This window comes from Paenarthrobacter sp. YIM B13468 (assembly GCF_042788025.1).
Taxonomy (GTDB): domain Bacteria; phylum Actinomycetota; class Actinomycetes; order Actinomycetales; family Micrococcaceae; genus Arthrobacter; species Arthrobacter aromaticivorans.
The window spans coordinates 29,470-50,803 of the sequence record NZ_JBHZPI010000020.1; the positions used below are offsets into that span (position 1 = coordinate 29,470).

Annotated in this window: 22 protein-coding genes; 3 read left to right on the forward strand and 19 right to left on the reverse strand. The window is 62.0% G+C overall.

Translation table 11 applies throughout. From position 1 onward, the window contains the following. Positions 1-87 precede the first annotated feature (87 nt). The 4 genes from ACFX4T_RS18045 to infC all read right to left on the reverse strand — a co-directional run bounded on the left by ACFX4T_RS18045 (position 88) and on the right by infC (position 3,324). Positions 88-1,008 carry a TrmH family RNA methyltransferase gene (locus tag ACFX4T_RS18045; RefSeq protein WP_377653117.1) on the reverse strand — a complete coding sequence of 307 codons (921 nt, stop codon included), beginning with the start codon at positions 1,006-1,008 and terminating at the stop codon, positions 88-90. 26 nt (positions 1,009-1,034) lie between these two features. Next, the gene (rplT, locus tag ACFX4T_RS18050) at positions 1,035-1,715 is read right to left on the reverse strand and encodes a 50S ribosomal protein L20 (protein ID WP_377653119.1); all 681 of its coding nucleotides are present in this window, start codon (positions 1,713-1,715) and stop codon (positions 1,035-1,037) included. Positions 1,716-1,834: 119 nt separating this feature from the next. Beyond that, positions 1,835-2,029: a 50S ribosomal protein L35 gene (gene rpmI, locus ACFX4T_RS18055; RefSeq protein WP_059387794.1), complete on the reverse strand. Its 195-nt coding sequence runs from the start codon at positions 2,027-2,029 to the stop codon at positions 1,835-1,837. A 119-nt stretch (positions 2,030-2,148) separates the two neighbouring features. Beyond that, complete coding sequence (gene infC, locus ACFX4T_RS18060; RefSeq protein ID WP_377653121.1) at positions 2,149-3,324, reverse strand: translation initiation factor IF-3; 1,176 nt, start codon at positions 3,322-3,324, stop codon at positions 2,149-2,151. A 225-nt stretch (positions 3,325-3,549) separates the two neighbouring features. On the opposite strand from infC, the gene ACFX4T_RS18065 reads away from it, so the two are divergent. Beyond that, positions 3,550-3,954, forward strand: a complete 405-nt coding sequence (locus ACFX4T_RS18065; protein WP_223948569.1) for a DUF1844 domain-containing protein — start codon at positions 3,550-3,552, stop codon at positions 3,952-3,954. Between the two features lie 140 nt (positions 3,955-4,094). Here the strand turns inward: ACFX4T_RS18065 and ACFX4T_RS18070 are convergent, their stop codons facing one another. The 8 genes from ACFX4T_RS18070 to ACFX4T_RS18105 form a co-directional block, all read right to left on the reverse strand. After that, positions 4,095-5,399 carry an MFS transporter gene (locus ACFX4T_RS18070; protein ID WP_223948568.1) on the reverse strand — a complete coding sequence of 435 codons (1,305 nt, stop codon included), beginning with the start codon at positions 5,397-5,399 and terminating at the stop codon, positions 4,095-4,097. A gap of 53 nt (positions 5,400-5,452) precedes the next feature. Further along, positions 5,453-6,385: an SseB family protein gene (locus ACFX4T_RS18075; RefSeq protein WP_377653123.1), complete on the reverse strand. Its 933-nt coding sequence runs from the start codon at positions 6,383-6,385 to the stop codon at positions 5,453-5,455. Further along, entirely contained in the window at positions 6,382-7,125 is a 744-nt protein-coding gene (gene priA, locus ACFX4T_RS18080) for a bifunctional 1-(5-phosphoribosyl)-5-((5-phosphoribosylamino)methylideneamino)imidazole-4-carboxamide isomerase/phosphoribosylanthranilate isomerase PriA (protein ID WP_377653125.1), read from the reverse strand. Before priA ends, ACFX4T_RS18075 begins: the two co-directional genes overlap by 4 nt. Positions 7,126-7,159: 34 nt before the next feature. After that, complete coding sequence (locus ACFX4T_RS18085) at positions 7,160-7,318, reverse strand: hypothetical protein (protein WP_216925244.1); 159 nt, start codon at positions 7,316-7,318, stop codon at positions 7,160-7,162. Next, entirely contained in the window at positions 7,319-8,080 is a 762-nt protein-coding gene (gene hisH / locus ACFX4T_RS18090; RefSeq protein WP_377653127.1) for an imidazole glycerol phosphate synthase subunit HisH, read from the reverse strand. Beyond that, on the reverse strand, positions 8,077-8,703 hold the full coding sequence (gene hisB, locus ACFX4T_RS18095) for an imidazoleglycerol-phosphate dehydratase HisB (RefSeq protein WP_216925246.1): 627 nt from the start codon (positions 8,701-8,703) through the stop codon (positions 8,077-8,079). Before hisB ends, hisH begins: the two co-directional genes overlap by 4 nt. A 46-nt stretch (positions 8,704-8,749) precedes the next feature. Beyond that, complete coding sequence (locus ACFX4T_RS18100) at positions 8,750-9,868, reverse strand: histidinol-phosphate transaminase (RefSeq protein WP_216925247.1); 1,119 nt, start codon at positions 9,866-9,868, stop codon at positions 8,750-8,752. A gap of 77 nt (positions 9,869-9,945) precedes the next feature. Beyond that, positions 9,946-10,305 (reverse strand): LysM peptidoglycan-binding domain-containing protein, encoded by a 360-nt coding sequence (locus tag ACFX4T_RS18105; RefSeq protein ID WP_216925248.1) that lies wholly within the window; start codon positions 10,303-10,305, stop codon positions 9,946-9,948. A 354-nt stretch (positions 10,306-10,659) separates the two neighbouring features. Here ACFX4T_RS18105 and lexA point away from each other — a divergent pair, with 354 nt between their 5' ends. Beyond that, entirely contained in the window at positions 10,660-11,403 is a 744-nt protein-coding gene (gene lexA / locus ACFX4T_RS18110) for a transcriptional repressor LexA (protein WP_216925249.1), read from the forward strand. A 9-nt stretch (positions 11,404-11,412) separates the two neighbouring features. Here the strand turns inward: lexA and ACFX4T_RS18115 are convergent, their stop codons facing one another. Together ACFX4T_RS18115 and hflX are read right to left on the reverse strand one after the other, a co-directional pair. Further along, positions 11,413-13,470 (reverse strand): ATP-dependent DNA helicase, encoded by a 2,058-nt coding sequence (locus tag ACFX4T_RS18115; protein ID WP_377653130.1) that lies wholly within the window; start codon positions 13,468-13,470, stop codon positions 11,413-11,415. Beyond that, on the reverse strand, positions 13,463-15,025 hold the full coding sequence (hflX, locus tag ACFX4T_RS18120; protein WP_223948564.1) for a GTPase HflX: 1,563 nt from the start codon (positions 15,023-15,025) through the stop codon (positions 13,463-13,465). The genes ACFX4T_RS18115 and hflX overlap by 8 nt, the downstream gene beginning before the upstream one ends. 491 nt (positions 15,026-15,516) lie before the next feature. Here hflX and ACFX4T_RS18125 point away from each other — a divergent pair, with 491 nt between their 5' ends. Next, a complete protein-coding gene (locus ACFX4T_RS18125; RefSeq protein WP_216925252.1) occupies positions 15,517-16,131 on the forward strand; it encodes a class I SAM-dependent methyltransferase in 615 nt (204 codons plus the stop codon). On the opposite strand, the gene dapF is transcribed toward ACFX4T_RS18125, so the two are convergent. The 5 genes from dapF to recA all read right to left on the reverse strand — a co-directional run bounded on the left by dapF (position 16,112) and on the right by recA (position 21,223). After that, the gene (dapF, locus tag ACFX4T_RS18130) at positions 16,112-17,080 is read right to left on the reverse strand and encodes a diaminopimelate epimerase (protein ID WP_377653132.1); all 969 of its coding nucleotides are present in this window, start codon (positions 17,078-17,080) and stop codon (positions 16,112-16,114) included. The two genes, ACFX4T_RS18125 and dapF, sit on opposite strands and share 20 nt — an antisense overlap. Before the next feature lie 61 nt (positions 17,081-17,141). Further along, positions 17,142-18,047: a tRNA (adenosine(37)-N6)-dimethylallyltransferase MiaA gene (miaA, locus tag ACFX4T_RS18135; RefSeq protein ID WP_377653134.1), complete on the reverse strand. Its 906-nt coding sequence runs from the start codon at positions 18,045-18,047 to the stop codon at positions 17,142-17,144. Positions 18,048-18,067: 20 nt separating this feature from the next. Further along, the gene (gene miaB, locus ACFX4T_RS18140) at positions 18,068-19,651 is read right to left on the reverse strand and encodes a tRNA (N6-isopentenyl adenosine(37)-C2)-methylthiotransferase MiaB (protein ID WP_377653136.1); all 1,584 of its coding nucleotides are present in this window, start codon (positions 19,649-19,651) and stop codon (positions 18,068-18,070) included. Further along, complete coding sequence (locus ACFX4T_RS18145; RefSeq protein ID WP_377653138.1) at positions 19,651-20,193, reverse strand: regulatory protein RecX; 543 nt, start codon at positions 20,191-20,193, stop codon at positions 19,651-19,653. The genes miaB and ACFX4T_RS18145 overlap by 1 nt, the downstream gene beginning before the upstream one ends. After that, positions 20,183-21,223 carry a recombinase RecA gene (gene recA / locus ACFX4T_RS18150; RefSeq protein WP_216925257.1) on the reverse strand — a complete coding sequence of 347 codons (1,041 nt, stop codon included), beginning with the start codon at positions 21,221-21,223 and terminating at the stop codon, positions 20,183-20,185. Before recA ends, ACFX4T_RS18145 begins: the two co-directional genes overlap by 11 nt. Positions 21,224-21,334: the final 111 nt, after the last annotated feature.

A 21,334-nucleotide genomic window follows, 5' to 3' on the forward strand; every position in this document is an offset into this window, starting at 1 on the left:
CTTCACCTCTTCGGTTTTGGGAAAGTTTGGAATGGGCCAGGAAGAGTCGTCAACGTGACGATCTTGCAAGAAATACCGTACCGGGCGTCAGGCTGTTTCTACATTCCCGACCCGGGCGCCCTGCTGCGAACGGGCGCTGGCATAGAGGCAAACTGTGGCCGCTGTGCCTAGGTTCAGGCTCTCGGCCGCGCCATAAACAGGGACGGCTACGCGGTGATCGGCGAGTGCCAGTTCTGCATCGGACAGCCCTTGCGCTTCGTTCCCGAACAACCAGGCTGTGGGTGCCTCAAGGGCGTAATCCGAGGCTACATCGCCGTTTCCGAGCCTCCGGGCAGCATTCTCGTCCTGGAGTTGGTCAAGGTTTACCGTCCCATACCCGTCGGCGGCCAGGATCCCAATACCCAGTTCCCGGCAGCGCGCGACAAGATCTTCAACGTCAGCCCCCAGCACCACCGGCAGGTGGAACAACGAACCGGCCGTGGACCGTACCGCCTTGGGGTTGTATATGTCCACGCTTGAGCCGGTCAGGATCACGGCGTCGGCACCTGCGGCGTCGGCCGCGCGCAAAACGGTCCCTGCGTTGCCGGGGTCCCGGACCTGGCACATGACGGCGATAAGGCGAGGACCGGCGTCGAGCACCGATTCGAGGCTGACATCCACGAAACTACACACGGCAACAATGCCCTGCGGGTTGACGGTGTCCGCCATGGCGGCCAGGACGTCGTCGCTGGCCAGCCGAAGATGTGTTCCTTCTGCAAGGTCCGCGAGTTCCGGGAGCCGCTCCAGGCATGCCTCGCTCGCAAAGACTTCATGCACGACGGCGGAACCGCCTGCCGCAGTACGTTCCCGGTGCAGGGTCAAAGCCTCGCGAACCGCCTGTGGACCCTCAGCCAGGAAACGGCCGCGCTTTAAACGGGCCGGGCGCCCGGCAAGCTTTGCAACGTCCCTCACCCGATCTGCTCGGGGGTTGGTCATCGGAAAGTCTTGCGGGCGCCCGGTTTCGTTCATATAAAGAACTTTAGTGGCAGTTGCGACTAGTTCTTGATCTGCTGGCGGGCTTCGCCGCCGGCCGGCTCGAAGCCAGCAGCCTTTGCAGCCTCAACCGTGGAGAACCAGTATTCTGCAGCAGTGTTCTCGTACCAAGTGGAACCCGGTACGTGGTACTTCTTGGACTCGGCGTTGCCCTTGATGGCGTGGCCTTCCGGAGCACCTTCGCCGTCAACGGCAGCAATAGCGCCATCGATAGCGGGCTTCTCGGAGACAGAAGCCTTGACAGCCGTTGCGGTAGCAGCAGCGGGAGCAACCTTGGCAGCCTTCGGTGCGGCAACCTCGGCCTTAGCAGCCGGAGCAGACGTGTCGGCCGGGAGGGCAGCCTTGGCAATGTTCACCAGAGCGGCGAATGCGTTGGCGTCCGAAACAGCCAGTTCGGCCAGCATACGGCGGTCAACCTCAACCTCAGCGGCCTTCAGGCCCTGGATCAGGCGGTTGTAGGTGAGGCCGTTGGCGCGGGATGCAGCGTTGATGCGCTGGATCCAGAGGCGACGGAAGTCACCCTTCTTCTTACGGCGGTCGCCGTAGCCGTACACAAACGAGTGCAGCAGCTGCTCTTTGGCCTTGCGGTACAGGCGCGAACGCTGACCGCGGTAACCCTTGGCGCGTTCGAGGATAACCCGGCGCTTCTTGTGGGCGTTTACCGCCCGCTTCACACGTGCCACGTGCGTACTCCTTCAGAAATCTTTATCCCAAGCTGCTACTGCCGGAGATCCGGCCGGCCTGAGAAGGCTTTTGGTGTAGTCGGCCGCTACCGGATGGCAGCAACCAAAGAACTTGGAACTTAGACGCCGAGCATCTTCTTGATGACCTTGGCATCGCCCTTGAAGACGATCTTGTCGCCGGCGAGGCGACGGGTCAGCGTGGAGGACTTGTGCTCCAGGTAGTGGCGGCGGTTGGCCTGCTGACGCTTCAGCTTGCCGGTGCCGGTCAGCTTGAAGCGCTTCTTAGCACCGCTGTGGGTCTTCATCTTCGGCATGGGGACCGATCTCCTTACGTATCCACGGACAAAGTCCGCAGTTCTTTCGTGCAGCCGGCCTACGAGGGCCGGCGTGCTGGTTGCTTGCCGTTGGAGGTCAGGACCTCCGGGGCGTTGAACTAGTTGGTCTTGCGTGATGCAGGCTTCGGCGCAGCCTTGGGAGCTGCGGGCCGAGCTGCCGGCTTGGGAGCTGCCGGCTTGGCGACGGGCTTCGGAGCCGAGGGAACTGCAGGCTTCGGGGCAGCTGCGGGAACAGCTGCCTTCGGAGCTGCCGGTGCGGGAGCTGCTTTGGGGGCCGGTGCTTTCTCCGCCGGTGCAGTCTTCACAGCCGGGGCTTTCTCAACCACGGGTGCTTCTTCGACTACAGGAGCTTCCTCAACAACCGGAGCCTCTTCGACTACGGGTGCTTCTTCAGCTACCGGTGCTTCCTCGGCTTCTTCAACAACCGGTGCCTCTTCAGCAACGGGGGTTTCAGCCTCGGGAGCGTCCACGGCTTCCTGCTTGGGCTCTTCTTCGGAAGCGAGCAGGCCTGCGGGCAGAAGGTCGCCCAGGGTCTGCGTCAGCGGAGCCTGCTCACCTGTGGTGTCCACGCGTCCGGATGCCTTGGCCTCATTCTGGGCCTTGGCTTCGGCACGCTGGGCTGCACGCCGGGCTTCTGCCTTGGCTTCCGCCTTGTTCTTCAGCGGGCCGATCACCATGACCATGTTGCGGCCATCGATGCGAGGGCTGGACTCAACAATGCCCACCTCTGCGACGTCTTCAGCAAACTTCTGAAGCAGGCGGATGCCCATTTCCGGACGCTGCTGTTCGCGGCCGCGGAACTGGATCATTGCCTTGACCTTGTCACCTGCACCGAGGAAGCGAAGTGCATGTCCGCGCTTGGTTTCGTAGTCGTGCTTGTCGATCTTGAGGCGGAAACGGATTTCCTTCAGAACCGTGTTGGTCTGGTTCTTGCGGGCCTCACGCGCCTTCACGGCAGCTTCGTACTTGTACTTGCCGAAGTCCATCAACTTGCAAACAGGAGGCTTAGCCTGCGGGGCAACTTCAACGAGATCGAGATCGGATTCGGCAGCAAGACGCAGGGCGTCCTCGATGCGGACGATTCCTACCTGTTCGCCGGCAGGGCCGACCAGCCGCACCTCGGGGACGCGGATACGCTCATTGATTCTTGGCTCGCTAATGTTAAAGCTCCTGTGGTTGTGGTGAGTTTCACCGGCAAATAGAGAAGGCCTCCAATTGCTGGTGCAATCGAAGGCCTCAAGGATCGGGTGTGCTCCTTTGAAGGGTGCACGCACTCCAGAGGCTACGCCTCCGGGTGTCCGACCAGTACCCGGCAACCTCTTGTTCCGTGGAGGAATCCTGTTCCCCGAAGGGAAAACGGCTGACGCGGGTGGGAGAGAACTCCGCTTGCAAACTGAAAATCAATTCTACAGAAATAACCCGCCAAGCGCACATTGCACGCGGCGGGAGCATTTAATGCGAATAACGACTTCCAGTCGGTCTGTGACAAGCTTACCAGTATGAGCACTGAAGACAGCAATTCGCGCAACTCCTACTCCGAGGACACAGCCACGGCCACCGCAGCCGACGCCGGGGTTTCCCAGCAGATCCGTGACATCGCGGAAGTTCCGGCAGTAGAAGTCATCACCACCGGCGCGGTCCACCTGATGAGCGCCGCCGCTGTGAAAGTCGGCCTTGCCGATGACCCCAACGCAGAAGACCTCAAAGACCTCGACGAGGCCCGCAAGCTCATCACTGCACTGGCTGGCCTCGTAACGGCGGCAGCCCCCGAAATCGGTTCGCAGCATGCCGGGCCCTTGCGTGATGGACTGCGCTCCCTCCAGTTGGCATTCCGCGAAGCCTCCCTTATCCCTGACGCACCGGGCAAAGGCCCGGGCGAGAAGTTCACCGGGCCTGTGAACTAGCCAGGAACTGCCCAAAATACCTACGACGGCGGCCCGACCACATGTGGTCGGGCAGCCGTCGTCGTTAGTCACTGGTATTACGGCTCAGTGGGTTTATGGATCACTGGGATTACGGCCCCGAAGAATTAGCGACGCCGGAGTTACACCCGGGCGCGCCGACGCCTGGACATGAGGGCGAAGCCCGCGATGCAAAGTACGACTCCTGCAAAGCCGACGGAGGCAAAACCTCCGGACGGCCCCACAGTGTCAATAAATATCCCGGCAAGGGGCGCGCCGAAGGCAATCCCGGCCGTCAGCGCGGATCCGTACCACCCCATGGCCTCGCCGCGGCGTTCCTCATCTACGAGGTCCGCCACCTTCTCCGATGACGCCGACAACACCGGAGCGCAGAGAAGGCCGGGGAGAATCGAGAGCACCGCCAGCGTCCAGGTATCGTGTGCGAAACCCATCGGGATGGTGAGCGCGGCCATGCCCAACAACAGCAGCATGGGAGAGACCGAACGATTCATTGCGCCGTAGATGAGTCCGCCCACAACCGATGCCGCACACCAGAAGAAGAAAACGATGCCGATCTCGTTTTGGTGGCCCCCGCGCTCCAACAGGCCAACAATACTGACATCCGAGCCGCTAAGTACCATCCCCGATCCCGCAGCTACGGCGAAAAGTGCCGCTACGGAAACCGTAAACCAGGTGAAATTGCGGGCCACGCGCTTCCGAAGTCCAGCTGTGCGGGACGTGGCTGCCGGCGCCATTTCAGAGGCCGCCTCCTGCACGTGACCTGGCGCGGAGGCCACCATTGCCGCCTCGGCAGCGGCAAGGTCCGCGGCCGCCCGTGCAGCGGATTCCTCCGGACTGCAATTGGCATCGCTGCGGGTGGGAGGGTTGAACCAGATCAAAAACAGGCCAGCCACGGAAACAGAAATGCCCACCGCGGTAAGCCCCACGGCCGAGAAGCCGCTGGTGGCGACGATCGCGCCAACGGCGGGACCTATCATGAACACGAACTCAGTGGCGATGGAATCGAGCGCAAACGCCGAGCGTCGCTGGTCGCCGTCCACCATGACGCCCAACGATTGACGAACGACGCTAAAGATCGGCAACGTGAACAAGCCACCCACGAAGACCAAGGGAAGCAGCCAGGCGTAAGGGACGTGCGGAACAATGGACCAAATCACTGTTTCCGAGATGACGGATGGGATCAGCGCCTTACGCAGGCCCACCATGTCCACGCGCCGACCACGCCAGGGCGCCCCCAAGGCAATGCCTATGGTCATGACGGCGGCAGCGGCACCCGCGGCGGCGTAGCCCTCCCCCAGTGACAGGACAATGTGCAACGTCAGGAGCACGCCCGCCGCCGAATGCGGAATGCGGGCGATCATGCCCACCAGCAGGAGCCGCCGGACAGGGCGAATGGACAGCATCTCTTTGTAGAGAGCGAAATTCACGGGCTAATTCCTCTTGTTCCCCCAGGGCAGTCCCCGGTGGACGGGTACTGCCGTTAGTGCCGCCCAGGCTCCTGTGCCGCACGTTGCAGTTTTACTTCAACGGAATCGACGCCCTCGGCAAACGATTCCACCTGTGCCCACGCCTCGTTCAGGTCAGCCACCAGCGATTGGACGGCAGCGGCATCGAGTCCGTCCTCAAGGAAGAGCACTATTCGCAGTTCCGGGCCAGCGCCTCCGCCCGGGACCGTGCGGCCGTCCGCAGTCAGGGAGGCGACACCACCACCGGCCTGTGTTTCGAGCCGGCGCACCGCCGGAAACGCCTCGGCCTGTGAAGCGAGAGCAGACTCCAGTTGATCATCAAGGTATGACGGCGTCCAGTCCCGCTGCTGCGCCAACGCCCACATGGCTGGCCGCCGAACCACGAAGGTGAACGCCGAACCGGGGTCCAGCACCAACAATTGTGCGCCTTCGGAAACAGCCGAAAGGGCCGCCCTTGCCGCATAAACAGCTACGGGCCGGGCCTCTGCATGCCACGATTCAAGAGCGGCGGCCGTGGTGAACACCGGCATTGCCTTCCGGCCATCAGGCGCCTTAAGTGTGACTAATGCCATATCGGCCTGCTTGTCCGCGTGCAGCCCGTCAACGCCTTCGGCTTCCTCGGCGAGCTGGGCTACCACGGGAACGAAAACCCGGGCGGTAGCGAGTGAAGCCAGGACCTCCGCCTCACTGCCCGTCCCGTTCAGCAGTGCATCAACGGCGGCGAGGTAACCGGGGTCGGCACTGCCGTCGTCGTCTTCGAAATTGTGGATCCTGGCATCGTCACCAGTCAGGCTCCGGCCTTCCCAAGGTTGCCCCGCCGAGTCGGTAGCACCGCCGGCGCCGGCCAGGGCAGCGGCAATATGGCCTGGAAGTTCGCGTCGTCCGGCATCGCGGTTCCCCGGGTGGTTCTCCGGGCCGGAATCTGTGGGACGTGAAGCAGCCATCATCGACGACCGGCTACATCCAGGGCTTCGGGCAAAGTGAAAGCGCCTGCATAAAGGGCTTTGCCAACAATCGCACCCTCGACGCCCAAGGGCACGAGCTCGCGGAGCACGCGAAGATCCTCAAGGCTGGATATACCGCCTGAAGCCACCACCGGCTTGCCCGTCTTCTGCACCATCTGGCGCAGCAAGTCAACGTTCGGGCCCTGCAGCGTTCCGTCTTTGGTGACATCGGTGACCACGTAGCGTGCACAGCCAGCGTCCTCCAGTCGGGCAAGAACTTCCCAGAGGTCGCCGCCTTCTTTGGTCCAGCCACGACCAGCCAGGGTGGTACCACGGACGTCGAGGCCGACGGCGATCTTGTCACCGAAACGGTCAATGGCGCGCCTTGTCCACTCAGGGTTCTCCAATGCTGCCGTACCGAGGTTCACGCGCTCCACGCCCAATTCCAGGGCGCGTTCCAGCGACTCGTCATCCCGGAGACCGCCGGACAACTCGACCTTGACGTTGAGCTGGGAGACGACCTCCCTGATGAGGTCCGCGTTGTTGCCGCGGCCAAAAGCGGCGTCGAGGTCCACCATGTGCACCCACTCGGCACCGGCGTTCTGCCAGTTCAAGGCAGCTTCCAGAGGCGTGCCGTAGCTGGTTTCCGAACCTGCCTCGCCTTGCAGCAGGCGGACTGCCTGGCCATCAACGATGTCGACGGCGGGGAGGAGTTCCAGAACGGACTGGGCAGAGGTGGTCATGTGTGTCCTAGGAGTTGATGGGGACGCGAGGCGTTCAGTTGCCCGGCAGCGTCAGGAGATAGGCGGCAAGCAGGGACATCCCCGCCAGTACATAGAAGGAAACGGAAACCCACAGTGGCTTCTTCTGCTGGTGGAAAGATATACCTCCACCCACCAGCACGCCGGCAAGGCCCATAAGCACTACAGACCACACTTAGGCTGCACCACGATCGTCCGCTGCCGGAGCCTGTGCCACCTTGGATGCAGGCTTGCGAAGCCCGTCCACCCAGTTGCGCAGGAGGCGTGCCCCGGCATCTCCGGATTTCTCGGGGTGGAACTGGGTGGCGCACAGGGGGCCATTTTCAACAGCAGCAATAAAGCGGGCACCGTGCTCGGACCACGTCACCAAAGGTGGAGCCATCCGGGGCTGAACGACGTCGAAGTTCCACTCCTGCACGCCGTATGAGTGAACGAAGTAGAAGCGTTCCTGTTCGACGCCCGCGAAAAGCTTGGACCCTTCGGGCACGTCCACCGTGTTCCAACCCATGTGGGGAACCACGGGGGCGGGAAGGAGTTCAACCTTGCCCGGCCATTCGGCCATGCCCTCGGACTCGGTTCCGTGTTCGACCCCGGCTTCGAAGAGCACCTGCAGCCCAACGCAAATTGCCAGGACAGGCCGTCCACCCGCAACACGTCGGCCAATCATGCGGATCGCATCGACGGCCTTGAGTTCCCCCATCACTGTTTCAAAGGCACCCACGCCGGGGACCAGCAACCCGTCGGCATTCAGCACGTCCTCAGGCTTGGAGCTGAGAACCACCTCGGCGCCTGCCCGTTCAAGGGCGCGAACGGCCGAACGGACATTGCCTGAACCGTAGTCCAGCACCGTAACCGTGGGCTTACCTTCGGGCGACTCAGGCTTGACGGTAGCCGAAGCGTCAGTAACCGCACCGTCCTTCAGGATTTGGCCGCTCATAGCGCGCCCTTGGTGGATGGGATGCCCTCGACGCGGGGATCCGACTCCACTGCCGAGCGAAGAGCCCGGGCAAAGGCTTTGAATTGGGCCTCGACGATGTGGTGGGGATCGCGGCCTGCGAGAACGTTCATGTGCAGGCAGATACCGGCGTGCAATGTGATGGCCTCAAAGACGTGGCGGGTCAGCGAACCCGTGAAGTGGCCGCCGATCAGGTGGTACTCCTGCCCTGCGGGTTCTCCACCGTGCACCAGATACGGGCGCCCCGAGACATCCACGACAGCGTGCGCCAAGGCTTCGTCCAAAGGAACCGTTGCTTCGCCGAAGCGGCGGATTCCGGCTTTGTTGCCCAAGGCAGTACGTAAGACCTCACCAAAAGTAATGGCCACATCTTCAACTGTGTGGTGGGCATCAATGTGGGTGTCACCCGTGGCTTTGACGGTCATGTCAATCAGGGAGTGCTTGCACAACGCCGTCAGCATGTGGTCATAGAAGGGAACCGTGGTGCTGATGTCCGAGACACCGGTGCCATCCAGGTTGATCTCCACCAGGACGGAGGATTCGCTGGTGGTGCGCTCCATGCGCGCAGTGCGGTCAGCGGACGGCTTGGCGCCGGTTTCGCTCATTGGGACGTCCTTATACACGAAGAATGGGGTGGGTCTATTGACAAGTTTAGTTGGGTTGGGACGCAGGACTGTCCAGAAGGGCTTCCAAGGCTTCAAGGAAGGCCGTCGTTTCCTTTTCTGTTCCCGCTGTCACGCGCAGGTGCCCCGGAATGCCGACGTCGCGGATCAGGACTCCCGCATCCAGCAAGCCCTGCCAGATCGCGTGCGGGTTCGAAAGCCCACCGAAGAACACGTAGTTTGAGTCCGAGGCCGCCGGCTTGAGCCCCATTCGGAGGAGCTCGGTCACAATCCGGTCCCGTTGCACCTTGATGTCCTCGACGTCGGCCATGAGCGCTTCGCGGTGATTGAGGGCGGCCAGGGCCGTGGCTTGTGTGACGGCTGAGAGGTGGTAGGGCAGCCGAACGAGCCTGATGGCATCGGTAACCTCAGGCGCGGCGGCCATGTAGCCCAAGCGGGCACCTGCCAGGGCAAAGGCCTTGCTCATGGTTCGCGAGACGATCAAACGTTCGCGCCCGGGAAGCAGCGTCAGCGCGCTTGGCGTGTTGTCGTGCGCGAACTCGTGGTAGGCCTCATCTACGATGACGATCGCCTGGCTGGCCTCGCCGGCTTCGTACACGGCTTCTACGACGTCCAGGCCCAGTCCCGTTCCCGTGGGGTTGTTGGGCGAGCACAGGAACACGATATTTGCGCCAGTCTCCTTCACTTGGGCAGCAGCAGAAGCCGCATCCAGGCCATAGTCGTCAGCTCGGACTCCACGGACATACTCGGTGTCCGTGCCGCTGGCAAGCAGGGGGTACATGGAATACGTGGGAGGGAATCCCAGAGCTTTGCGCCCCGGACCGCCAAAGGCCTGCATAATCTGCTGCAGGACCTCGTTGGAGCCGTTGGCTGCCCAGATGTTCTCCGCGGAAAGCCCGTGTCCGAGGTAATCGGCAAGGGATTCACGGAGTTCCGTGAATTCGCGGTCAGGGTACCGGTTCAGACCGGTGGCCGCAGCAGCAACAGCCTGGGTAATCGCCTCTTGCACATCTGCCGGCACGCCATGGGTGTTCTCGTTGACGTTGAGCAAAATGGGGACGTCAAGCTGCGGCGCGCCATAGGGGCTCAATCCACGCAGGTTGGTCCGAAGGGGAAGGCGGTCAAGTCGCTCAAGCTGGTCACTCACCAAGACAGTTTAAGGTGCCGGTGCGACTGCAGAGTAACTGTGACGCCAGAGACGCCCACCCATAGGCCCACGGCCGCTCAATTGGCGGGAACGAACAGCTGCTGGCCGGGCTGGATGCGTCCCCCGCGGAGATCGTTCAACTGAATGATTTCTGCGATGACATCACGCGGGTCCCGCTCCGGCGCGGCCGCACCGGCGATGCCCCACAAGGACTGCCCGGGCTGGACAGTAACCGTAACGGCCACCGGCGGCTGAAGCTGACCTTGGGAATCAGAAGCTTTAGCCGGGGAGTTAATGAAGCCGGCGAGGCTCAGCAGCGCGGCAAGGAGCAGCATGATGGGGATCCCGAAGAACACGATCCTGCCGCGTTGGGTCAGCCGGAGACGCGCAGGAGCCGGAGTGTTGCGGAATTCATGGAACGTGGAGATTGCGGACATGAGCTGAGCCCTTCTGAGCGATTGCCTGCATCGGATGCCCGCTGCTGGCTGCCAATTCCTTGCGTTCGTTGGACCCGGCCCGAATATTCGAACACTTTCTTCGAACATCCGAACCCCGCTCAACTTTTATAGAACACATATTCGAACCTTGCTATGACATTTTTAGCACTTATCAACGAACGGTGTCGAGACTCGCTAGAACGAATGTTTGATAAACGCCTGTGCCTGGCCTAGGTTTGAGTGAAGAAACAGGCACTGTTTCAGTGGAACAGGAGGGTCTGACATTTTTCAGATCCAACATCCCCGGGCTCACTCCAGACGGTGACCGGGCGGAACGGAAGGGCATTGGCGAACATGGCAGCGAAAGCCACCGGCGGCGGGGTACCCCTGCGGAGCCAACAGCCTCAAAAGAGTCCCAAAAGCCTGACTGTCCGGCAGAAGAAAATCCTGGAAACCATCCAGCGGTCCGTCAATGACAACGGGTATCCGCCCAGCATGCGCGAAATTGGCGACACCGTTGGTCTCGCGAGCCTCTCCAGCGTCACGCACCAGCTCTCCCAGTTGGAGAAGCTTGGCTACTTGCGCAGAGATCCCAAGCGCCCCCGCGCCATGGAAGTACTTATGCCTTTGACCCTTGACGGCGGGACAATTCCCGGAGTGGAAGCAACTACTACCCTCCGCAGTGCAGGCGGACTCGCCGTGACGGAGTTGGCCAGTGCCAGCGACACCGCGATGGTGCCCCTGGTGGGACGCATCGCAGCCGGTGGGCCCATCCTCGCTGACCAGACGATTGAGGACGTCCTGCCCCTGCCCCGGCAACTGGTGGGCCACGGCGAACTGTTCATGCTGAAGGTCGCTGGGGACTCAATGATCGATGCCGCCATTTGTGACGGTGACTGGGTAGTTGTCCGCCGCCAGAATGACGCCATCAACGGCGACATCGTGGCAGCACTCCTGGATGACGAAGCCACGGTAAAGACTTTCCGCCAGCGGGACGGCCATACCTGGCTGCTCCCCCAGAACACGCAGTACGAACCGATACTTGGAGACCAAGCCACCATTATGGGCAAGGTCGTCTCGGTCCTGCGCTCCCTCTAGGGCGTTCGCCTACGTTTTCTTTGCGCCCAAGCGTTCCAGGACGCCGCGCACCACGTTGCGGTCCGTCGTAGCCCAAAATGGCGGCAAAGCGGCCCGCAGGAACCCGCCGTACCGTTCGGTGGAAAGCCGTGAGTCCAGGACGGCGACCACGCCTTTATCGCCGGTGGAACGAATGAGGCGACCTGCTCCCTGCGCAAGACGAATTGCCGCGTGCGTAGCTGACACCGCCATGAACCCGTTGCCCCCGGACTGTGCAACAGCTCGCGAGCGTGCGGTCATCAGCGGGTCATCAGGCCTCGGGAACGGAATGCGGTCAATCACCACAAGGCGGCAAGAACCGCCAGGGACGTCGACGCCCTGCCACAGGGACATCGTGCCGAAGAGGCAGGTGTCCGGTTCATCAGCAAATTGCTTCACCAGTGCTGCCATGGTGGATTCCCCCTGGCAGAGGATGTCCACATCCAGCCGTGGGCGCATCGCGTCTGCAGCTTCCTCGGCCGCCCGACGTGAGGAGAAGAGGCACAGGGCTCCCCCACCGGACGCACGGATCAGGTCTTCAAGCTCATCCAGTGCCTCGGGAGAAGTGCCCCTGCCGGGCTTGGGCAGGTGTTTGGCCACGTAAAGCACACCCTGCTTGGGATAATCAAAAGGCGATCCGACGTCCAACCCGGTCCAGCTGGGCGCCCCATCTCCAATGAGCCCCAGGCCACCTGCTGCGGGCTCAAAGGCAGATCCAATAGCCAACGTGGCCGAAGTAAGCACCACAGTGTGCCCTGCGAAAAGGCCTTCCCGCAGCCGGCCGGCAACGCTTAGCGGGGCGATGTTGATCAGTGCCGGCGCGGTCTCGTCCGGGTGCGAGTACCCTTGCTGGGGATCGAAGGTGCTGTTCCTGGAGAACCACACCACTTCGCGGTTCTCCTTGGCCGCGAGCATCCGCTCGCACAGTTCCAGAATGAGCATGAGCCGTGAGCGCGCAAGCTGCCTCCCGCCGTCGACGGCGTTTGAAGAGTCAGTCTTCGAGTCAGATAACGCGGCGCGGGTGGCATCGCGCAGTTGATCCAGGCAGTCCAGTTGTTCGTCGTTGAGCCCGTTGGGCAGCAAACCATTGGGAACTCCTGCAATGGCCATGTCGAGTCGATCGGCTGCCGCGTTCAGGGCGTCTACGGTAATAGCGGTGTGCTTGCGCGCGCTCGAAGCCGCGGCATGCACCATTGCCACGGACAGCTGACCGGTAACGGCCCCCGTCACCCGGTCCTGCAGCTCATGCGCTTCGTCAACCACAACGACGTCGTACTCGGGCAGGACAGCAAGCCCTTCGAAGGCACTCACGGCCAGCATGGCATGGTTGGTCACCACGACGTCGGCCTCAGCCGCCCGGGCCCGTGCCTGCTCGCTAAAGCACTCCTCGGCAAGTGGGCATTTTTGCGCTCCCAGGCACTCCATGGACGTCACGGAGACCTGCCGCCAGGCGCGGTCGGTAACGCCCGGCATCAGTTCATCGCGGTCGCCCGTGGCCGTCTTTTCGGCCCAGTCACGGAGCCGGACCACTTCCTTGCCCAATTGCGACGACGGGCCGCCAACCGCCGCTGCAAAATGCGGCACGCTGGTGTCCTCACCCAGGGAAAAAAGTTGGCCCTCGGACGGCTCTTCGCTGGGGAAGCCACCCTCCAGCTTTTGCAGGCAGACATAATTTGCCCGGCCCTTGACGAGTGCCACGTTCACGGGACGCTCAAGGGCCGGGCTTATGGTCTCCAACAGCCGGGGCAGGTCCCGGCCCACAATCTGTGTTTGCAGGGCCAAGGTAGCGGTGGACACAAGCGTCGGTTTGTCGCTGTCCATGGAATGGGCGATCAACGGAATCAGGTAGGCCAAAGACTTACCCGTTCCCGTTCCCGCCTGGACCAGCAAATGCTCACCGGACTCGATCGCCCTGGTGACTTGCCGTGCCATCTCGTGCTGGCCTGAACGGCTTTGACCGCCCATCCCGGCAACAGCTTTGTCCAACAGCTCGAGGGTAAATTTCTCCCCCACTGACTCGACGACGTCCGCCGCCACCTTCTCAACCATTGCTGACGAATGACTCCAGCTCGGCGGCCAATCCTTCACGAACCATGGCCACCACGCGGGTTCCGTTTTCCTCGTGCTCGAGGCTCAGGATTTCCGAATCGGAGTTGTGCAGCTTGTTGACCATGTCACCGCGGTCATACGGGATCAGCACCTCGAGGCGGACTCCCGGCCGCGGAATGGACCGGCTGATCTCTTCCAGGAGTTCAGGAATGCCCTGGCCCGTACGGGTGGAAACCACGGCGTGCCGCGGTTCCTTTTGCTTCAGGCGTTCCACCACGAAAGGATCCGCTACGTCCACCTTGTTCAGGACGATGATTTCCGGAACCTTGCGGGCGTCGACCTCGGTGAAGACAGCACGCACTGCCGCGATTTGCCCTTCCGGGTCCGGGTGGGAGGCGTCCACGACATGCAGGATCAGGTCTGCGTCCGCGACTTCTTCCAGTGTGGAGCGGAAGGCTTCCACCAGTTGCGTAGGCAACGAGCGGACGAATCCAACGGTGTCCGCCAGCGTGTAGCCGATACCATCCGGCGTCTGCGCCTTCCTGACCGTCGGGTCCAGGGTGGCGAACAGTGCGTTTTCCACCAGCACTCCAGCATCGGTCAGCCGGTTCAGGAGCGAGGACTTTCCAGCGTTGGTATAACCAGCGATGGCAACCGAAGGTACGGCATTACGACGGCGGTTGGCCCGCTTGGTCTCGCGCGCCGGCTTCATGGCCGCGATCTCCCTACGGAGCTTGGCCATGCGCGTCCGGATCCTGCGGCGATCGAGCTCGATCTTTGTTTCACCTGGACCACGGGAACCCATACCGGCACCGGCTCCACCCACCTGGCCACCGGCCTGGCGTGACATGGAGTCACCCCAACCACGAAGCCTGGGGAGCAGGTACTCGAGCTGTGCGAGTTCAACCTGTGCCTTACCTTCACGACTCTTTGCATGCTGCGCGAAGATATCCAGGATCAGCGTGGTCCTGTCCACCACCTTGACCTTGACGATGTCCTCAAGTCCGCGTCGCTGCGAGGGGGAAAGCTCGGTGTCGACCACCACGGTATCGGCTCCCGTGGCAGCCACGATGTCCTTGAGTTCCTGGGCCTTGCCCGAACCAAGGAACGTTCCCGGATCCGGCTTCGTGCGGCGCTGCACCAGGCCGTCAAGGACCTCGGATCCGGCAGTCTCTGCCAGTGCTGCGAGTTCGCGAAGCGAATTCTCGGCGTCAGCCAGGGTGCCTTCTGTCCACAGGCCAGCCAGGACAACGCGCTCCAGACGCAACTGCCGGTATTCAACCTCTGTGACGTCTTCGAGTTCGGTGGAAAGGCCGGCGGTACGGCGGAGGGCCCGGCGTTCGGCCAGGTCTTCCTGCTCGCCGTCGTAAATGCTGTGTTCCTGGTCAAGCGTGGAGATCGCTTGTGCCCTGCCGAAAACGCCTTTGGCGTCATTGTCATCGGATGCCTGTGCGGGTACATCCTTGGAAAGAATCCGGTCAATGACGGCCTGGATTTGTTCAGGACTCATGTCCTGGGCGTCGGAATCGGATCCGGAGTGCTTCTGGGTGGTCATGGTCTCCTTAGACTGTTCGGCATATCCAGAATAGTGCTGTTTGGTGTCCAATGGGACGGTATTCGCGCTGGGCTGACGGGCTTCGGCCATAGACGGCCTCCTGTGGTGCTTGAATCGAGCGGGTTGGTCCGCGGGAGGTCCTGTCCTGCAGGAGAATTCATCGCCAAACCCTAAGCCAGGCGCTAACAGCAGATGGCTGGGCCACTGCTTTCGCGACAGCTGGGGGGACATGTTCTACTGAGCAACCGCGATCCACCAACAATGGGAGGTGCGGAGTCTGCCGGACGGAACCTGCGGGCGGAATGGCCATGCGCTGGGCTGATATGCCAAGCGGGCCTGCATCGCGGGCAGGTGCCTTGCCGACGTGGTGGCCGGCTCGGGCTGATTACTCAAAGATCAAGAACATGCCTTAAACATTAGCAGCACTGTCAAACCGTCCTGGCCCGAGGGCAGTTTCCCAAGCCGACGATAGCCAACTAATCTGGCAAATTATGGAGTCTGCACACTATTTCAGCGCCCAACCGGCCGGTCCGTTCACCCGCAAGCCCCTCACTGTGGAACTGGCTGGAGCTACCCGTCACGTGCAGACCTCGTCGGGTATCTTCAGCCCTGACGGTGTGGACAAGGGTACCAAGGTACTTTTGGCCGAGGTTCCACCACCTTCGCCCCGTGGCAACCTGCTGGATATCGGGTGCGGCTGGGGCCCTGTTGCCCTCACCATGGGGCTCATGGCGCCCTTGGCACAGGTCTACGCCGTGGACGTCAACGAGCGCTGCATCGCCCTGACCAATGAGAACGCGCTTGCCCTGGGTTTGAACAACGTGAAGGCCAGCCTCCCGCACGAGGTAGACCCCGGCGTCGAATTCGACACGATCTGGTCCAACCCGCCAATCCGCATCGGCAAGGACGAACTACACACGCTGCTCCTGACGTGGCTGCCCCGGCTGGCACCTGGCGGCAATGCGTGGATGGTGGTTCAGAAGAACCTGGGTTCGGACTCCCTCCAACGCTGGCTGGCCAACGAACTGGACAAGTCCTTCACGGTCTCCCGGGAGAGCACCTCCAAGTCCTTCAGGATCCTTCGGGTCAGGAAAGCGTCCCACTAGCCACGATGACTGCAGGGCCGCTCAGCTCAACGTGTTCGCGGCCGTCCTCCCCCGGGAAGAACCTGACGTCCACCACGCCACCAGGAACGTTGACATGCCAGGCATTTGGGGCGCTGCTGCCAGCCCAATGACGGATCGCGACAGCGGCGGCACAAGCCCCGGTGCCACACGATTGGGTTTCGCCCACTCCGCGCTCGTGGACGCGCATGGTGATGGTTCCCACGCCGTCGTGAACCAGCGGCTCTGCGGGCACCACAAACTCGACATTGGTGCCATTGGCAGGCTTGGGATCCACTACCGGCGCGGTGAACAACTTCGTGGCGGCGAGCTCGCCAAGCTCCGCAAGCGCTACCACCGTGTGCGGGTTGCCCATGCTGACCGAGAGCCCGGGCCGGGCCACCTCCAGACCGTCTGCGCTGACCAAGGCATCCATGGCTTTGCTTTGTGCTTCTGTGGGGAAAATGAATTCCCAAGGGCCCATATCCACGGCATAGCCGTCGGCCGTGCGCACAATCTTCTTAATGCCGCCACGTGTTCCGATGGTCAAGGACTGGCCCGGCCCGAGCTCAACCAGGCCTTGGGCGATCAGGAAATGCACGAACACGCGGACGCCGTTACCGCACATCTCCGACAGCGAGCCGTCGCCGTTTCGGTAGTCCATGAACCACCCGGCGGAGGCGTCCTGCTCGAGCAGGTCGCGGCCCTCAGGCAGGTAACGGGATGGGACAGCCCGGATGAGACCGTCACCACCTATCCCCCGATGCCTGTCGCACAGCTGTGCTACTTGCTCGGGAGAGATCTCGTGGGCATCACCGGGATCAGCAATCAGGACGAAGTCATTGCCCGTTCCATGGCCCTTGGAAAACGCCAAACCGGAAAGGCTGGTAGCGGGCACGGGGGCACCGGCAGCGGCGGACTGCTGGGCGGGAACTGCGGCGGTTTGATCCATGGGACTAGGCTACCCGCCGGGCAGGTTCGGCCAGAAATTGCTGTATGGAGTGCCAGCCCTGCTAGGCCAGCGCCACTGCCTTGGACACGAGGTCCGGGTCCTGCCAGTCAAGCCAGGTAATGCGGGGATCGGCCCGAAACCACGTCAATTGTCGCCGGGCGAACTGCCTCGTGGCCACAATGGTTTCCTCAGCTGCCTCCGGGACGCTGGCTTCGGCGTCGAGCACCCTGAGGAACTGAGCGTATCCCAAGGCACGCGAGGCTGTCTTGCCGCGCCGAAGCCCAGCCGCATCAAGCCGTTCCACTTCCTGCAGCAACCCCGCATCCACCATGCGGTGTACGCGGAGCGCCAGCCGCTCCCGCAGAACCTCCCGGTCCACAGACAGGCCAATCTGTAGGGCCGACTGGAAGTACTCGCGTTGCGGCATGAACGAGCTGAACGGCCGTCCCGTCATTCCATGGACCTCCAGGGCCCTGATCACCCGCCGGGCATCCCCCAGACGGCCGGCCGAGATCGGATCCACCTTTTCAAGCCGGGCCCGCAACGGCGCCAGACCGAAGGTTTCCCATTCGTCCTCAAGCCGTTTTCGCAAGACGGGGTCCGTGCCGGGGAACTCCAGTACGTCCAGGGCGGCCCGCACATAGAGGCCGGAGCCGCCCACCATGATGGCGCGCTTGCCCCGGGCATGGACGTCAGCAATGACGGCGCGGCATTCCGCTTGGAAGTCCGCCACGCTGGCTTCCTCCGTGACGTCCTTTGTGTCCAGCAGATGGTGTGGCACACCCTTGCGCTCGTCCACAGTGATCTTGGCCGTACCGATGTCCATGCCCCGATAAAACTGCAGGGCATCAGCGTTGATGACCTCGCCATTGAGGGCAAGGGCCAGCTCGACGCCCAGATCTGATTTACCCGAGCCGGTTGGGCCGACGACTGCGATTACCGGCTGCGCGGCATGGGAGGGAGTCATTCGATCTCGAAGAATGGGCGTCAGGCGCCGCGAACAGGCAGCGACGGCATGCCCAAAGACACACCTTTCTTGCCCGGGGCGGAACCCGCGCTCGGAACACCGCAGGAGTCTGCCTGCGAACGATCCCAGGCGTCTCCTGCCCTTGACCGGCGCAGCATGTAATCGTCCAGACCGGCAGGATCGGCGACCAGGTGGAATGCCGCGGCTTCGGTGATGGTCACGGTGACAAAGTCGCCGGGGCGTGGGGTTTCCGCACCATCAGGTACTGAGAAATGAACGAGTCGCTGATCCTTGGACCGGCCAGACAACCGGTGCGTTTCCTCTGCTTTGCGGCCGGACTGCGCCGTCACCAGAATTTCCACGCGGCGACCCAGTTGCTTGGCGTTCTCCTCCGCGGCAATACGGTCTTGCAGGGCCGTCAGCCGTTCAAAACGCTCCTGGACCACTGCTTTGGGAAGTTGCTCCGGAAGCTCGGCAGCAGGCGTACCAGGCCGTTTGGAGTACTGGAAGGTGAAGGCTGAGGCGAACCGTGATTTCTCCACGACGTCAAGCGTCGCTTGGAAGTCCTCTTCGGTTTCTCCGGGGAAGCCAACAATGATGTCCGTAGTGATGGCCGCATTGGGGATCCGCTCACGCACTTTGTCCAGGATGCCAAGAAACTTGCTGGAGCGGTACGAGCGCCGCATATCCTTCAGGACCTTGTCCGAGCCCGATTGAAGGGGCATGTGCAACTGGGGCATCACGTTGGGTGTCTCGGCCATCGCATCGATGACGTCGTCCGTAAACGCGGCAGGGTGCGGGCTGGTGAAGCGTACGCGCTCAAGGCCTTCGATGTCCCCACAGGCACGGAGAAGCTTTGAGAAGGCCAAGCGGTCACCGAATTCAACCCCGTAGGAATTCACGTTCTGGCCCAGCAACGTGACTTCAACGGCGCCGTCGTCCACCAAGGCCTGAATTTCAGCCAGGATTTCTCCGGGACGCCGGTCCTTCTCCTTGCCACGGAGCGATGGCACGATGCAGAAGGTGCAGGTGTTGTTGCAACCCACTGAAATCGAGACCCAGCCGGAATAGACGGAGTCGCGCTTGGTGGGAAGGGTGGAGGGGAAGACGTCCAGCGATTCCAGGATTTCGAGTTGGGCCTCGTTGTTGTGCCGCGCCCGCTTCAGCAGTGCTGGAAGTGCTCCCACGTTGTGGGTGCCAAATACAGCGTCAACCCAAGGAGCCTTCTTGACGATGGTTTCCCGGTCCTTCTGGGCGAGGCAGCCACCAACGGCAATCTGCATGCCAGGGTTGGCTGCCTTGACCTGCCGAAGCTGGCCAAGGTTTCCATAGAGCTTGTTGTCGGCATTTTCCCGAACGGCGCACGTGTTGAACACCACGATGTCAGCGACCTCACCCTCCGCCGGCACGTAACCAGCGTCCTCAAGGAGGCCCGCCATACGTTCGGAATCGTGGACGTTCATCTGGCAGCCGAAAGTCCGGACCTGATACGTCCTCGGTTCAAACGGGGAACGGGCATCCGTCACTTGGGCATCAGCACTTGTTGCCAATACTGATGCCGAAGGCGTGGTTTCTGCTGAGGGGGAAGGAATGGTCAAACTCACTACTCAAGGGTACCGGCTTGGGCAAGTACCTCGCCGACGATCCGGAAGGCCATGGAAGGGGCATATCCCTTCCGGGCCAGCATGGATGCCAGCCTGCGGGTGCACTTGTCACGTTCCGCACGATCGGAGAGATCCACGCCCGGCCTCAGTTTGCGCTCAACAAGCTCACGGGCGGCGATTTCCTCATCTTCATCGCTGAGCTGCGAGAGTGCTTCCTCGGCATCATCGAGCTCGATACCTTTCTCCGTTAGCTCACGGCGAATGGCACTTTTTGCCAGCTTTCGGCTTTGGGAGCGGCTACGCACCCACATTCTGGCAAACTCAGCGTCGTCAATGAGCTGGACTTCCTCGAAGCGGTCCAGCACAGCCTCAGCAACATCCCGAGGGACATTCCGCTGGGCCAGCTTGCGGGACAGCTGCAGCCGACTCCGTGGCGCCATCGTCAATTGCCTCAGGACGATGGCGCGGGCCACGGATTCGGGATCAGGCTCAGGATCGCCGGAGACGGAGGACTCCGGGTCCGGCCCGGTTCTAGCCGTCAACGGCCTTCAGCTTTGGGGAATCTTCCTCCGGCTTGACACCCACGCCAAGCTTTTCCTTGATAAGGCGCTCAAGTTCCTGTGCCAGCTCCGGATTATCACGCAGGAAGCGCCGTGAATTCTCCATGCCTTGGCCCAACTGATCGCCGTCGTACGTGAACCACGAACCAGATTTCTTGATGATGCCGTGCTCGACGCCCATGTCAATGATGCCTCCCTCGCGGGAGATGCCCTGGCCGTAGATGATGTCGAATTCAGCAATCTTGAAGGGCGGGGCCATCTTGTTCTTGACGATCTTGGCCTTGGTCCGGTTACCGACGGAGTCGGCACCTTCCTTCAGCGTCTGAATGCGACGGACATCGATGCGCACCGAGGCGTAGAACTTCAGAGCCTTACCACCGGTGGTGGTTTCCGGCGATCCAAAGAAGACGCCGATCTTCTCACGCAACTGGTTGATGAAGATGGCGGTGGTCTTGGTCTGGCTTAGGCGACCGGTGATCTTTCGCAGGGCCTGGCTCATGAGCCTCGCCTGAAGGCCGACGTGGGAGTCGCCCATCTCGCCCTCGATTTCAGCACGCGGGACCAAGGCAGCCACGGAGTCGATGACGATAATGTCCAGGGAGCCCGAGCCCACCAGCATGTCCATGATTTCCAGGGCCTGCTCACCAGTGTCAGGCTGCGACACGAGCAAAGCGTCTGTGTCCACCCCAAGCTTGGCGGCGTAGTCGGGGTCAAGGGCGTGCTCGGCGTCGATGAAGGCCGCGATGCCACCGTTACGTTGCGCATTGGCTACAGCGTGGAGCGCAACTGTGGTCTTACCAGAAGATTCCGGGCCGTAGATCTCTACGACGCGGCCACGGGGCAGGCCGCCAATGCCAAGGGCGACATCCAATGCAATGGATCCAGTAGGAATGACTTCGATCGGGGCGCGGGTGTCATCACCCAAGCGCATGATGGAGCCTTTGCCGAACTGCTTGTCGATCTGGGCAAGCGCTGCTTCGAGCGCCTTCTCACGATCCGGGGTTGCCGCCATGGTTCACACCTCTGATGCTTTCTCGCTGTGGAGTGGCCTGAATGGCCGCTTTCCTGTCATGTCAGACGCTATTACGGCTCCCTGACATTTTTTGAAGCCGACGTGGGCTAT

What these genes read in the sequence shown, in the direction of transcription:
- ACFX4T_RS18065 (WP_223948569.1), top strand. Translation starts at nt 3,550, where the DNA reads ATGAGCACTGAAGACAGCAATTCGCGCAACTCCTACTCCGAGGACACA.
- recA (WP_216925257.1), bottom strand. Translation starts at nt 21,223, where the DNA reads ATGGCGGCAACCCCGGATCGTGAGAAGGCGCTCGAAGCAGCGCTTGCC.
- rpmI (WP_059387794.1), bottom strand. Translation starts at nt 2,029, where the DNA reads ATGCCGAAGATGAAGACCCACAGCGGTGCTAAGAAGCGCTTCAAGCTG.
- miaA (WP_377653134.1), bottom strand. Translation starts at nt 18,047, where the DNA reads ATGACTCCCTCCCATGCCGCGCAGCCGGTAATCGCAGTCGTCGGCCCA.
- hisB (WP_216925246.1), bottom strand. Translation starts at nt 8,703, where the DNA reads ATGAGCGAAACCGGCGCCAAGCCGTCCGCTGACCGCACTGCGCGCATG.
- hflX (WP_223948564.1), bottom strand. Translation starts at nt 15,025, where the DNA reads ATGACCACCCAGAAGCACTCCGGATCCGATTCCGACGCCCAGGACATG.
- ACFX4T_RS18075 (WP_377653123.1), bottom strand. Translation starts at nt 6,385, where the DNA reads ATGATGGCTGCTTCACGTCCCACAGATTCCGGCCCGGAGAACCACCCG.
- ACFX4T_RS18115 (WP_377653130.1), bottom strand. Translation starts at nt 13,470, where the DNA reads ATGGTTGAGAAGGTGGCGGCGGACGTCGTCGAGTCAGTGGGGGAGAAA.
- ACFX4T_RS18125 (WP_216925252.1), top strand. Translation starts at nt 15,517, where the DNA reads ATGGAGTCTGCACACTATTTCAGCGCCCAACCGGCCGGTCCGTTCACC.
- lexA (WP_216925249.1), top strand. Translation starts at nt 10,660, where the DNA reads ATGGCAGCGAAAGCCACCGGCGGCGGGGTACCCCTGCGGAGCCAACAG.
- dapF (WP_377653132.1), bottom strand. Translation starts at nt 17,080, where the DNA reads ATGGATCAAACCGCCGCAGTTCCCGCCCAGCAGTCCGCCGCTGCCGGT.
- ACFX4T_RS18045 (WP_377653117.1), bottom strand. Translation starts at nt 1,008, where the DNA reads ATGAACGAAACCGGGCGCCCGCAAGACTTTCCGATGACCAACCCCCGA.
- hisH (WP_377653127.1), bottom strand. Translation starts at nt 8,080, where the DNA reads ATGAGCGGCCAAATCCTGAAGGACGGTGCGGTTACTGACGCTTCGGCT.
- priA (WP_377653125.1), bottom strand. Translation starts at nt 7,125, where the DNA reads ATGACCACCTCTGCCCAGTCCGTTCTGGAACTCCTCCCCGCCGTCGAC.
- ACFX4T_RS18105 (WP_216925248.1), bottom strand. Translation starts at nt 10,305, where the DNA reads ATGTCCGCAATCTCCACGTTCCATGAATTCCGCAACACTCCGGCTCCT.